The organism is Acinetobacter sp. TR3, assembly GCF_027105055.1.
Lineage (GTDB): Bacteria > Pseudomonadota > Gammaproteobacteria > Pseudomonadales > Moraxellaceae > Acinetobacter.
This window is the reverse complement of record NZ_CP114264.1, coordinates 2,497,027-2,510,397: the sequence shown is the minus strand read 5'-3', so window position 1 is coordinate 2,510,397 and position 13,371 is coordinate 2,497,027. Positions and strand designations below refer to the sequence as shown.

The window sequence follows — 13,371 nt, the reverse complement described above, 5'->3', positions numbered from 1 at the left end:
GAATGACGTTTCCGAGTCTCATATTTCAGGGAGGTTTTGAGTGATTTACACCAACTCGATAATGGTAGCGATGCCCATACCACCACCCACACATAATGTTGCTAGACCACGCTTCTTGCCTTGACGTTCTAATTCATCCAATAACGTACCTAGAATCATAGCGCCCGTTGCGCCTAAAGGATGTCCCATCGCAATTGCACCACCATTGACATTGACTTTCTCGGCAGGAACTTTCAATTCAGTGATAAAACGCATCACCACAGCAGCAAAAGCTTCATTCACTTCAAATAAATCAATATCGTCGATGCTTAAGCCTGCTTTTTCTAATGCTTTACGTGCAGCAGGAGCAGGACCAGTCAACATAATGGTTGGGTCAGTACCCACCAATGCAGTTGCAAGTACTTTTGCACGTGGTTTCAAGCCTTGTTCTTTGACTGCTTTTTCAGAAGCCAATAACACCACCGCAGCACCATCGACGATACCTGATGAGTTACCTGCATGATGCACATGGTTAATTTTTTGCGCTTCAGGATATTTTTGTAATGCAATGGCATCGAAGCCCATTTGACCCATCATTTCAAAGCTAGCATTCAGTTTTGCCAAACCTTCAACAGTGGTCGTTCCTTTGATAAATTCGTCTTTTTCTAGGATTGTTACACCTGCATGATCTTTCACAGGCACAACTGATTTATCGAAATAACCATTTGCTTGAGCAGCAGCGGCCTTTTGTTGTGAGCCAACTGCAAAAGCATCGACATCTGCACGACTATAACCATCCAAGGTTGCAATCAAGTCTGCACCCACACCCTGTGGTACAAAAGATGATTTTAAATTGGTTTCAGGATCAAGCGCCCACGGGCCGCCATCTGAACCCATCGGGATACGTGACATGGACTCTACACCGCCAGCAACCACAACATCTTCCCAGCCTGAGCGAACTTTTTGTGCCGCCAAGTTTACTGCTTCTAAACCAGAAGCACAGAAACGGTTGATTTGTACACCCGCAACATCATCATTCCAACCTGCGGCAATCGCAGCAGTTTTGGCAATATCGCCACCTTGATCACCAATTGGTGTAACACAACCTAAAACGATATCATCGACTTTAGAGGTATCAAGTTGGTGACGTTGTTGTAATTCATTCAATAATGTTGTGAGTAAAGTAATTGGTTTTACTTCATGTAATGAGCCGTCTTTTTTTCCTTTTCCGCGTGGGGTGCGAATGGCATCAATAATATAGGCCTCGCTCATAGCTGTTCCTTGTATTGCCTTAAATTAAAATCATTGTGCTTCGAGTGTACTCAATTTAAGTGGCAGTGCAATGATGATAAACATTGGCAAGTTTGATGTTTTTAGCCAATTTGATGGGTTAAGCAAGTGATCCATCAAATTGTTAACTTTGGTGCTCTTTTACATGTCTAGCGACATCTTCGATTAGACTAATGTTTGGAAATGATTGATAGAAAAGATGGGCGAAAGCACATGATAAAACCAAAGTCTTACTATGCCCTGATAGCATTCATGCTGCCATTTTGTGGATGTGATTCATCTGGACGGAATATTGAAAATAACAAAGTAGTAGAGGATAAAAATAAAGTGAGCCAAACTTACTCAAATCAGCCCGCTGATGACAAAATGCTTTTAGTTTTATCTGCACCCTCTATCCATGATCCTTACTATAAACCCGCTTTTCAACGGATTGTGGACTTTCAAATTAATTATGCTAAATCCATTCTCGGGAATGATAATGTGGTGATTTTGGTCGATGAAGATACTAAGCCTTATTTCACGGGTAAAGTTCCTGAAGACATTTTATTGGTGGATGATGTACGAGATATTTGGATGCGTGACTTCACCACAGTCAATCCAATTAAACCTGTACAATTTATCTATACATGGGCTTCGATGAGTGAGAAGCAAAGTAAAGCAGTGCAGAAAAGTTTTAGTCGTTTTGCAGATCGTTATCAAATTCAAAGAGCGAAAACAGATCTGATGATTGATGGCGGCAATCTGGTTGATGATTATGCAGGTCGAGTGATCACCACCACTCGTTTTATGGAAGATAATGAGCTGAGTTATGATGAGGCGAAACAAGAATTAAAAATGGTTTTAGGTGCGAAAGAAGTTGCCATCCTAGAACCCGATGAAGAGGTACTTGCACATTCAGATGGGATGGTGAGTTGGGTTGATAAAAACACGTTGCTTGTGAATGATTATTCAAAAACACCATCATTTAGAACAACGGTGATGGATGAGTTGAAAACTTCATTTCCAAGTGCAAAAATTGTGGAAGTGCCTGTTGAGTATAAGACCAATCCGAAAGGTCAATGGGAAGGTTTTGAGTCAGCATGTGGCGTGAATCTGAATGCCACGGTCACACATAACAATATTTATGTACCGACTTTTAATATGTCACATGACCAAAAAGCATTGAGTATTATTAAGCAAAATACTTCGAAGAAAGTGATTCCGATCAATGCGGAAAGTGTTTGTCCAATGGGAGGTAGTGTACGTTGTCTGACTTGGCAAGTGACAGGTGAAAATGCAGGGAAACTTATTCAAGCTGCACGAGAAAGATAATAATTTGAATAACTTGCATCTGATGCTTCACGGGCAGATGCAAGTTCGTTAAACTTGTCTGCCATTTTTAGTGTGCTCATAAAAAATGAAGTTTATCAATGTCATTGGTACGACTGGTTCAGGTAAATCGACATTTGCTCGTCTGTTGGCTCAAAAGCAACAATTACAATACATCGAAATGGATGATTTGTTTTGGCTAGACGATTGGCAAGAACCAACGGATGAGGTGTTTTTTGAAAAATTAAAAAACAAAATGGATCGTACTCCAGGTGGTTGGGTATTGGATGGTAATTATACTCGTACTATGTCGTTAAAATTGGTGAAAATAGATACCATAGTTTGGTTGGATTACTCGTTTTCTAGAAATTTTTCTCATTTAATAAAACGGAGTTTATTCAACCTTATAAGCCAAAGAAAATTATGGGAAAACTCTAATAATCGGGAGAGTTTAAAGCTATTGTTTTCTAAACAATCAATTTTTATTTGGTTGATTCAGCAATACCCTAGAAATAAGACAAAATATCAAATGATGATGCAGGATCAAAAGTATCAACATATTCAATTTATTCATCTAACTTCACCGAAACAAGCAGCAGAATTTTTACAGCAGATTAAGGTTGTACAATGACACGTATAGGAGCAAAAGCCCTTTGCTTATTTCGTTATGGGGATAAGGTACTACTTGCCAAAGGCTATGATCCTAATAAGGATGAATATTTTTTCAGACCAATTGGCGGTGGAATAGAGTTTGGCGAAACTTCTGTACAAGCGATTGAAAGAGAAGTTCTAGAAGAAATTCAGCAACAGATTGCTCAGCCTAAACTTATTTGCGTACTGGAAAATCTATTCAGTTTTGATGGTCAACAAGGGCATGAAATTGTTTTTGTATATGATGCTGAATTTGTGGACTCCGCATTATATAACGAAGCCGAAATACAGGGTCACGAAACCAATGGCTTCACATACATTGCGCAATGGCTGAGCCGAGAGCAGATCGAATTTAGCCGATTTCCTGTTTATCCCAAAGGGATAGAGCAATGGTTATTTGCTCAATCATCAGAATAGATAGCCTGAGTTTTCAGACTATCTAGTAGAACATTTGATTTACAAATGCTGTCCATGTAGTTGGCGATATAAACCAGGAGTAACACCTGTCCATTTCTTGAAGGCACGGTGGAAGGTACTGGTTTCGCTGAAGCCGACTTGTTGAGCGACATCTTCAAGGGTGAGATTAGGGGTGAGTAATAAATGGATTGCAGCATCACGACGTAAGGCATCTTTGACACCTTGATAGCTTTTTCCTTCCGCAGCTAAACGACGGCGCAACGTTTGTGGTGATAAATACAACATTGATGCAACATCATTCAGTGTTGGCATTTCCTCGCCAATTTGGCTTTTCAACACATCACGAATACGTGAAGTTAGGGAGTTGGTATTCTTAAATTTCACCAATAATTGTGCAGGCGCAGCTTTTAAGAATTCTTCTAAGGTTTTGTCATCTTGGCGTATCGGTAAATCGAGATAATCAGCAGCAAAAGTGATTTCTGTACGTGGTGCATCGAATTGCATCACAGGCGCAAAGAATAGCGCATCATATTCATCGGCGTGGTTAGGGCGTTCATAGCCAAAATGTACACGTTCCAAGGGTAAACGACGTTCGATTAACCATGAAGCAAGTCCATGCCAAATCATCAGCATGCTTTCAGTAATAAAATGATCAGGGTCTAATGCTTTGGGAATGTGTGGTACTAAGCGGGCTTCGTGCTTATCACGTTCTAAGCTTACAGACCATTCATCACCGAATAATTTGTAAAATTGTGAGGAAAGTTCGAGTGCTTGCCCAAGCGTCTTGGAGTGGATGATCAATTGGCACATGATGGCAAATGTACCTAAACGGCGGGGTTGTACATCAAAACCCACATGTTCGTCTTGAGTGACCATCCATAACATTTTAACAAAGCGGGTATATTGTTCGGGAGAGATACGCGCTTTTGGCTGACGTAACAGTTCTGCTTCTATGCCGACATGTGAAAGTAATGTTTCAACGTCCATGCCTAGGCGTTTCACACCTGTTAAAGCCGCATTCACGAAGTGGATGCTGATCGTATCACGGCTCATATTGAATCCTTCAGTTTCTTTACTATTCACGATAATTGACCTAAATAACCGTCTAAAATATCAAATTGGGCAATTGACAAGAAAAATAACTGCTCAATACGTACATGTTAAATTGCCGAAACTATCAAGGTAAATGGCTGAACATGACATTGTTTTTGTGTTTATCAGTACCTAGTATAAAAGAAAATTTAAACAAATTGAGTAAAAATTATTATGCCATCTGCTTTAAAAGGATTGAAAGTCCTCGATTTTTCTACTTTATTACCTGGGCCATTTGCAAGTATGTATCTTGCTGACATGGGTGCAGAAGTGATCCATGTTGAATCACCAACGCGTCCAGATCTCGTGAGAATTATGCCACCCTATGCCAATGGGCAAGCCACGGCACATAGTTATTTGAATCGCAATAAGCAATCTATCGCACTCGATCTCAAAGATGCAGCCAATATTCAACTGATCAAAAATAAAATTTCTGAGTTTGATATTGTGCTTGAACAATTCCGTCCTGATGTCATGCGCCGTTTAGGTTTGGACTATGAGACTTTGGCAGAGATTAATCCGCGTCTCATCTATTGCTCGATTACAGGTTATGGTCAAACGGGAAGTTATAAAGATCGGGCAGGACATGACATTAACTATTTGGCACTTGCGGGTGTTTCTGGTCATAGTGGTCGTCAAGATAGTGGCCCACCACCACTTGGAATTCAAATTGCGGATGTGGCAGGTGGCTCTTTGCATGCGGTGATTGGTATCTTAGCTGCGGTTGTTGAGCGTCAACGTAGTGGTCTTGGACAATATATTGATATTTCCATGACAGATTGTGTGGCAAGTTTAAATAGTATGGCTGCTTCTGCAAGTTTGGCAGGGCAAACACCACAGGCCCCTGAAGCGGGTATGCTCAATGGTGCAAGCTTCTATGATTATTATGAGACTCAAGATGGGCGTTATTTCTCAGTCGGTAGTTTAGAACCACAATTTATGGCAGGTTTGGCTGCGGCTTTAGAATTACCATTACTTCTTGCCAAAGGCACATCATTTGATGCAGAAGACCGCCAAGCGGTGAAACAAGCATTACAAGAAAAGTTTAAAACCCAAGATTTTGTAGTATGGCAGCAACTTTTTAAAACCTTAGATATTTGTGTGGAACCTGTTTTGAGCCTTGACGAAGCATTGGTTTCTCCAATTGCTGAACAACGTGGTTGGGTTGTGGATGTACCATTATCTGAAAATAGTGAACAAACCGAAGCGCAATTGGCATGTCCAATTAAATTCTCACGTTCACAAATTAAATATGCCTTTATTGGTCAGGGTCTAGGTGAGGGTAAGTGGTAGATAATATGTGATATTTATCACTGATTGTTAAGATGTCGTACAGTTTGTTAACGTTTTAAATAAATTGTTATCAAAAAAATCAGAGTAACCTTTTATAAATAAGAATATAAAAGGTTACATAAACATGACAATCTCTCACGTTCAGATTGTTTCTTGTTTATCCTTTCTATCATTAAGTTTAGTTGTACAACATGCTCAAGCAACTTCAGCATTTGATCCAAAGGGTCAGTGGTTGTTTGGTGATTGGAACGGTCAACGCACTGCGTTACAAGAATAGGGTTATCGCTTTTCTGCGGATTACACAGGTGAATTTGCAGGAGTTTTAGATGCTAAACAGTCTTCTAGTCACGGTAATGAATTTACTGGGCAATTGGCTTTAGGCACACACTTCGATCTCAATAAAATTCTAGGTTGGTAAGATACTAAGGCGCAGTGATGTTCGTTGCAGCAACCCAAGATAATTATCTTCGTGCATTCAATGTTTCAAATAGCGATAAGTTATGGGAAGCACGTTTACCTGCGGGTGGGCATGGTTCATTTGGGACTAAAATGAGTGATTATTTAGTCGCTTACACATTGCCAGATAAGAACTAATTTCATTTAGAAGATGATTGTAAAAGCTCAGATTTATCTGAGCTTTTTCTATTTGTGGCAATTAGATAGGCTTATCAATAAAATCGTTATTAAATATGCAAAAAAAGCATTTTGTTGATGAATAAAAGCTCGCTATGCTAGTCGCCTTTATAATGAATGACTAGCCATACGCCATGTATTTATATACGGATTTCGATCAACAACTGATTAACCAACGTGTTGCCCAGTTTCGCGATCAAACAGAACGCTATTTAGCAGGAAAATTGACCGAAGACGAATATCGTCCATTACGTTTGCAAAATGGTCTGTACGTGCAACGTTATGCACCTATGCTCCGTATCGCTGTGCCGTATGGCTTGATGAATACTAAACAACTTAGAAAAATTGCTGAAATTGCGACTGAATATGATCGTGGTTATGCCCACGTTTCAACTCGTCAAAATATTCAGTTGAACTGGCCTGCTTTAGAAAATGTACCTGATATTCTTGCTGAGCTAGCAACAGTACAAATGCATGCCGTACAAACCTCTGGTAACTGTATTCGTAATACCACGACTGATCAGTTTGCAGGTGTGGTTGCTGGTGAGATTGCAGACCCACGTCCGACGTGTGAATTAATTCGTCAGTGGAGTACGTTCCACCCTGAATTTGCATTCTTACCACGTAAGTTCAAGATTGCAGTTTCTGCTTTAGAAGAAACAGATCGTGCTGCAACTGCATTCCATGATATTGGTGTTTATATCGTTCGCAATGAAGCAGGCGAAATCGGTTATAAAATCATGGCGGGTGGTGGTCTAGGTCGTACTCCAATTATTGGTAGTATAATCCGTGAGTTCTTACCACGTGAAGATTTGATTGCTTATTTAGAAGCGACCTTACGTGTGTATAACTTGCATGGTCGTCGTGACAACAAATACAAAGCACGTATCAAAATTTTGGTAAAAGCATTAACGCCACAAGTATTTGCTGAAAAAGTTGAAGCGGAATTTGAATACACCCGTGAAGCCTTGAAGATTCAGCCTGAAATCTTGAAAAAATTAGATGAGGAATTTACACCATTTGATTATCAAGATTTAGAAGATCAAGATTTCACAGCCTTGTTTGCTGAATATCCTAAATTCAAACAATGGTTCAACGTGAATACCAATGCACATAAAGTCAAAGGTTATCGTATTGTGACGATTTCTTTGAAACGTGCAGGGGTAGCTCCAGGCGATGTCACCACTGAAGAAATGAACTTAATTGCGGATTTAGCGGATAAGTATACTTTTGGTGAGTTCCGTACCACACATGAACAAAATATTTCACTAGTGGATGTCCCACAAAAAGATTTATTTGAATTGTGGCAAACCTTAGAACAGAACAATATGGCACGTGCGCATATTGGTTTTATTACCGATATTATTTGCTGTCCAGGCGGTGATTTCTGTTCATTGGCAAATGCCAAATCAATTCCAATTTCAGAAGCGATTAGCCGTCGTTTTGATGATTTAGATACCATCTATAATCTTGGTGAACTTGATCTGAATATCTCAGGCTGTATGAATGCTTGTGGTCATCACCATGTGGGTAACATTGGTATCCTTGGTGTAGATAAAAAAGGTGCAGAATTCTATCAAATCACGCTAGGTGGCAACGCGAATCATGATGCATCTATCGGTGATATCTTAGGACCATCTTTTGCTGCTGATGCAGTACCTGATGTCATTGAAGAAATCCTCAATACTTACCTTGATCTACGCACTGAAGGTGAGCGTTTCATTGATACGTATCGCCGTGTAGGTATCCAACCATTTAAGGAGCGTGCTTATGCTTAATACATCGCTACAAGTGCTGTTCAAAGATGGCACGATTGCTGATAATACTTATCAAGTGATTGCTGAAGATGGCGTGATTCCACAAGGTGATGTGGTTGTAACAACTGCTCAACTTGATCAGTTGGCAAATGTACAAGCTAAAAAAGCGTTATACATTACTGTCAATGATTCACCTGAAACTCATCAATTTCCATTGAATGAGTTGGATACAATCTTCATAGAGTTTGCTGGTTTCAATGATGGACGTGGTTATTCATTTGCAGCATTATTACGCCGTCAAGGTTATCAAGGCGAGTTACGTGCTGTTGGTGATATCTTCAAGGATGTTTTGAATTATTTAAAACGTTCTGGCTTTGATAGTTTTGTGGTTAGAGAAGGTAAAGACATTCATGAAGCCGCTGCTGGACTTCAAGATTTTACCAATCCTTATCAAGCATCCACGGCTGTGCCACAAGCAAGTTACCAAACAGGTGCTTAAGCTTATTTAATTAAAAAGGCTGAACTCAGGTTCAGCTTTTTTATTGCGTATTAATATAGATTGAAGAATAACAATGCTGACCTTTATTACAAAAATAAATCCTGGGGTGATTTGGCTGCTTTTCGCCATCGCAACGGATGTACTCTCAACTTTTTATTCTGCCAAAGCAAATGGATTAGTGAATAAGCTCGATCAAGGAATCGCCTTGGTTTTATATCTTGTTTCTTTTACTTGTGCTGCGATTGCATTGAAATATATGCAGGCTGGGATTTTATATGTGCTTTGGTCTGGACTAGGTGTTATTGCGACAGCTGCTTTAGCAAAAGTTTTTTTAGGACAGCATATTGATGTAGCAGGGTGGGTTGGGATTGGATTTATTACAATAGGATTAATGATTATTGCCCAGTATTCAAATATTGATGTTTAATAATGAATATAGAATGACAGCTATTTTTAAATTTGTTATAAAAAATTAAAACATTTATTTAGAAAGAACATGTTTAAATTTTTAAAAAAGATATTTTGTTCATCTGAGCCATATATAAATACAGCCGAAATATTGGCAGAACGCCAAGCGCTTGAACAAACACGTATATCGAATATTCCTCAGCCTGAACCAGAAATCGTAGACATTCCATTTATTAGAAAGAGTTTGGATGAGTTGATATGGTTACTGAGAGATTATGATGGTTATGCGCGACAACGGACATTAGAACATTTAAAGGATTGCTACGAACAAGAACTGTTTCCTGCCTTATTATTTCGTTTAAGTGATTATGTGGAAATCAATCGAGAGTTGGCAGCACAACATATTCAATGTTGGAGTCAGCGTCCTGAATTTACTCAATTGTGTATAGATCATTTTTTACAGATTGCTGCAGTACAACAACGTGTACGTACTGTCCCTGAAATTGAAAATTTATTACTGAATACTGTAGCGAAAAATAAAGATTATTTGCAGCGCACCGTTATTTCTGAACAAGGTCAATTACCTCGTGTACTATTGAATTATATTGTAGAAAATCAATGGATTAAGCAGGAGCAATTACTTGAATTATCTAAAATTGCGAAAGATCAAATCGTGCGTAAATTTTGGTTAGATCATATTGCTCAAAATGAATCAGACCAAACATTATTATTTGAATTAAAACATAGTCAATTTAGAGATGTTCAATATTATTTATTTGATGTTTTATATCAAAGAAAAATTTTAAATACTGATGATATTATTGAATTATGGCATAGTCGTTTTTTATCCGTTATGGATTATGCTTATTTTGCATTAAGACAACAAAATTTTGATTTTGAAAATTATTTTAATCAGTATCCGATCGAGTTGCTCAGTCCACAGCAGGTGAAAATTCGAGCATATCAATGGGTTTTATTTAAAGGGGAGCAAGCACAGTTTTTTGAGATCATTGAAAAAATTGAAATTAAACCGATTGCGAATGCTTTGGTTTTGTTTGCGTTAAAGCAAAAGTTTATTCAATTTCACCAGTATTTAGATTATTTTGCATTAACCCAACAGAAGTTATTACCGCACAACTTTATTAAAGCAAAGGTATGTAGTGATACTCAACCAACTTTGGATGAACTCAAACAGTACTTATCTTTAGTTAAAGATAATCTGTCATTACAGCAGAGACTCGATTTAACACAAGGCTATAGTTTATGGGATCAGCTATATTGGTTTGTTACTCAACAAGAATATATACAGACAGAAAAAGATCAGCAGGATTTTTATTATCATTTACGATGCCGTCTACAGTTTCTAAGTTATGAAATCTATCCGCCACGATGGACAGTTGTGCAAAAGGATGAGATGAAACAACATCTTCCTAACTTTGAGCAAAAGTATCCTGAAATTTTTAATGTGATGGATGTGAAGAGAGTGTTAGAAAAGTATTTTAGTTAATTTGATGAAGATGATGCAATATGAGACATATTGCATCAAAACTTTGGTGTGTTTTAAATCGTTGCATCAAGTTGACAATTCACCATCCATTTGATTCCAAACTGATCAGTAAAAGCCCCATAGAGTGCGCCCCAAAAGGTTTTTTCTAATTGCATTTCAATATGACCACGTACAGAAAGCTGGTTGAATAAACGTCGTGCCTCCATTTCATCGTGTTCAATATTGATTGAAATATAATGATTGTTGCCTTGGGTGAAAACACTATTCGGAGAGCAGAACTGATCATTAACGTCTGAACCCATGAGTACGGTATATTCATTAATAGGTAAGGAAACATGCAGAATTAAGCATTTATCTGCTTCTGATAACATAACCCCTTCTGTAGGTGGCATATCACCATAGCGACTGATTATTGTGAATTCACCGCCAAAAACAGATTGATAAAAAATAAATGCTTGTTCAGCTTGTCCTTTAAAATTTAGATAATGGTTGAGCTGCATGAGGGAACTCCTTGTTGTTTTTTTATACAGTGCATAACTTATCGGGATTTTAATAACAGGTGCATTATTTTTTGTAATTATGAAAATAAAAAATCCTGCACTTGGCAGGATTTTTAGTTAATCGAATTAATGTTTAGATCAATTCAATTGCAACTGCTGTTGCTTCACCACCACCAATACAAAGCGCCGCAACACCTTTTTTACCACCAGTGCGTTTAAGTGCATGAATTAATGTAAGAATGATACGTGACCCCGTAGAGCCAACAGGATGACCAAGTGCACAAGCACCACCATTGATGTTCACTTTTTCTGCATCTAATTTGAAGTCATCAATTGGGCACATTGTAACCATTGCAAAAGCTTCATTGATTTCCCAAAGATCAACATCTTGTGCATCCCAACCAGCTTTTTTCAAAACTTTTTCAATTGCCCCTACAGGAGCAATCGTAAATTCAGAAGGATGTTGAGAATTTGATGCGGTTGCAACGATTTTCGCTAAAGGCTGTAAACCACGTTGAGCAGCAACATCACTTGAGGTTAATACAAGCGCAGATGCACCATCAGAAATTGAACTCGCATTTGCCGCAGTAATTGTACCGTCTTTTGCAAAAGCAGGTTTTAGCGATGGAATTTTATCAATTTTTGCACTTAAAGGTTGTTCATCTTGATCAACAACAACATCACCTTTACGGCTAGACACAGTTACTGGAACGATTTCATCTTTGAAATAACCTTCAGTAATTGCTTTCTGTGCACGTTGTAGAGAACGTATAGCGAAATCATCCATTTGTTCACGTGTATAGCTACGTTTATTTGCCATATCTTGTGCAAATGATCCCATCAAACGACCAGTTTCCGCATCTTCTAGACCATCAAGGAACATATGATCTTTGATTTCACCATGACCCATGCGATAACCCGCACGCGCTTTAGGTAAAACGTATGGGGCATTGGTCATTGATTCCATACCACCCGCAACTACAATTTCAGCACTGCCTGCTTTGATCATATCTGCTGCTTGCATCACAGCTTTCATGCCTGAACCACAAAGTTTGTTAATGGTTACTGCACCAGTAGAGTCAGGCAAACCTGCTTTACGCATAGCTTGGCGAGCTGGACCTTGTTTTAAACCTGCTGGTAAAACACAACCCATGATCACTTCTTCTACGTCAGTTGGCTGTAGACCAGAACGAGCAATTGCTTCTTTGATTGTGATTGCACCTAATTCTGGTGCAGTTGCGCTTGATAATGCGCCTTGGAAGCCGCCCATTGCTGTACGAGCGCCATTGACAATTACGATGTCAGTCATTGTGTGTCTCCAGACTTATAATTTGCAGAGAATGTTCAAAACCTATGCAGTATATTAAAAAAAGCATGCGAATAAAGTATTTTACGTCGTTTAAGCTAGACTGAAGAGTTTTTAACACGTGGTAATTTCCTTACTACGTATTTGTCCCATATTGCTGAGAATGAGTTGAGTGTGCTGATTAGAATCATTCATACAATAAAAGAAGCTTCCATTTGAGCCTCTCGGGAGCCCTGTATCACCTTGGAATGTAAGTGAATTTATTCTTAATGTACCTCTCCAATCTAATCTCCCATACTTATAATTAAATGCTGTGGAATACAATAAAGGATCATTTGAATCACGTTGCCGATTAGCATTTAAATCAAGAAACCCAATTAGTCCACTGTTCCAATCAGAATCACAGCTAGTTAAGTCTTTACTTGCACACAAAGTCACATTTGTATGATTAATCTGTGCGTCAGATTTAGATTTTTGTATGTAAATTGTGAGTGTTCTTTTCACATGATTTACTTCATTTGAAATCAATAATTGATTCAAATAAGGTAAACTGAGGCACGATAGAATCGCACAAATAGCAAGTGTGACCATTAATTCACTCAGAGTGAATCCTCTAACTTTTAACATTTTTTTACCTTTTGATAATTTTGTAATTTTGTTATTAACAAAGTGTTAAGTAATTACTGTATTTATTAAATTAAGTTTAGTATTAGAAAAACTAACCATTACTT

13 protein-coding genes and 2 pseudogenes are annotated in these 13,371 nt (G+C 38.4%); 10 read left to right on the top strand and 5 right to left on the bottom strand.

The features are described 5' to 3' along the window. Window positions 1-45: 45 nt before the first annotated feature. Window positions 46-1,251, bottom strand: a complete 1,206-nt coding sequence (locus O1449_RS11865) for an acetyl-CoA C-acetyltransferase (protein WP_269228612.1) — start codon at window positions 1,249-1,251, stop codon at window positions 46-48. Between the two features lie 231 nt (window positions 1,252-1,482). On the opposite strand from O1449_RS11865, the gene O1449_RS11860 reads away from it, so the two are divergent. From O1449_RS11860 to O1449_RS11850, 3 genes are all read left to right on the top strand, one after another. Further along, window positions 1,483-2,580, top strand: coding sequence for an agmatine deiminase family protein (locus O1449_RS11860; RefSeq protein ID WP_269238424.1), 1,098 nt, complete (start codon window positions 1,483-1,485; stop codon window positions 2,578-2,580). An 85-nt stretch (window positions 2,581-2,665) separates the two neighbouring features. Continuing rightward, window positions 2,666-3,208, top strand: coding sequence for a shikimate kinase (locus tag O1449_RS11855; RefSeq protein WP_269238423.1), 543 nt, complete (start codon window positions 2,666-2,668; stop codon window positions 3,206-3,208). Beyond that, window positions 3,205-3,645 (top strand): NUDIX hydrolase, encoded by a 441-nt coding sequence (locus O1449_RS11850; RefSeq protein ID WP_269228609.1) that lies wholly within the window; start codon window positions 3,205-3,207, stop codon window positions 3,643-3,645. Before O1449_RS11855 ends, O1449_RS11850 begins: the two co-directional genes overlap by 4 nt. Before the next feature lie 39 nt (window positions 3,646-3,684). Here the strand turns inward: O1449_RS11850 and O1449_RS11845 are convergent, their stop codons facing one another. Further along, complete coding sequence (locus O1449_RS11845; RefSeq protein WP_269230468.1) at window positions 3,685-4,698, bottom strand: AraC family transcriptional regulator; 1,014 nt, start codon at window positions 4,696-4,698, stop codon at window positions 3,685-3,687. Window positions 4,699-4,911: 213 nt separating this feature from the next. On the opposite strand from O1449_RS11845, the gene O1449_RS11840 reads away from it, so the two are divergent. The 7 genes and pseudogenes from O1449_RS11840 to O1449_RS11810 all read left to right on the top strand — a co-directional run bounded on the left by O1449_RS11840 (window position 4,912) and on the right by O1449_RS11810 (window position 10,834). Continuing rightward, the gene (locus O1449_RS11840) at window positions 4,912-6,030 is read left to right on the top strand and encodes a CaiB/BaiF CoA transferase family protein (protein WP_269238422.1); all 1,119 of its coding nucleotides are present in this window, start codon (window positions 4,912-4,914) and stop codon (window positions 6,028-6,030) included. A gap of 124 nt (window positions 6,031-6,154) precedes the next feature. Next, window positions 6,155-6,445, top strand: a pseudogene (locus O1449_RS11835) (carbohydrate porin); the annotation flags it as partial. Between the two features lie 11 nt (window positions 6,446-6,456). Further along, window positions 6,457-6,624, top strand: a pseudogene (locus tag O1449_RS11830) (hypothetical protein); the annotation flags it as partial. A 173-nt stretch (window positions 6,625-6,797) separates the two neighbouring features. Then, complete coding sequence (locus tag O1449_RS11825) at window positions 6,798-8,441, top strand: nitrite/sulfite reductase (RefSeq protein WP_269238421.1); 1,644 nt, start codon at window positions 6,798-6,800, stop codon at window positions 8,439-8,441. Next, entirely contained in the window at window positions 8,434-8,919 is a 486-nt protein-coding gene (locus O1449_RS11820; RefSeq protein ID WP_269238420.1) for a DUF934 domain-containing protein, read from the top strand. The genes O1449_RS11825 and O1449_RS11820 overlap by 8 nt, the downstream gene beginning before the upstream one ends. 73 nt (window positions 8,920-8,992) lie before the next feature. Then, on the top strand, window positions 8,993-9,346 hold the full coding sequence (locus O1449_RS11815; RefSeq protein ID WP_269238419.1) for a DMT family transporter: 354 nt from the start codon (window positions 8,993-8,995) through the stop codon (window positions 9,344-9,346). A 69-nt stretch (window positions 9,347-9,415) separates the two neighbouring features. Continuing rightward, complete coding sequence (locus O1449_RS11810; protein WP_269238418.1) at window positions 9,416-10,834, top strand: hypothetical protein; 1,419 nt, start codon at window positions 9,416-9,418, stop codon at window positions 10,832-10,834. A 53-nt stretch (window positions 10,835-10,887) separates the two neighbouring features. Here O1449_RS11810 and O1449_RS11805 read toward each other — a convergent pair whose 3' ends face one another. From O1449_RS11805 to O1449_RS11795, 3 genes are all read right to left on the bottom strand, one after another. Beyond that, the gene (locus O1449_RS11805; RefSeq protein ID WP_269228604.1) at window positions 10,888-11,334 is read right to left on the bottom strand and encodes a VOC family protein; all 447 of its coding nucleotides are present in this window, start codon (window positions 11,332-11,334) and stop codon (window positions 10,888-10,890) included. Window positions 11,335-11,467: 133 nt separating this feature from the next. Beyond that, on the bottom strand, window positions 11,468-12,643 hold the full coding sequence (locus O1449_RS11800) for a thiolase family protein (protein WP_269238417.1): 1,176 nt from the start codon (window positions 12,641-12,643) through the stop codon (window positions 11,468-11,470). Window positions 12,644-12,754: 111 nt separating this feature from the next. Continuing rightward, a complete protein-coding gene (locus O1449_RS11795; protein ID WP_269238416.1) occupies window positions 12,755-13,267 on the bottom strand; it encodes a GspH/FimT family pseudopilin in 513 nt (170 codons plus the stop codon). Between the last annotated feature and the right edge of the window lie 104 nt (window positions 13,268-13,371).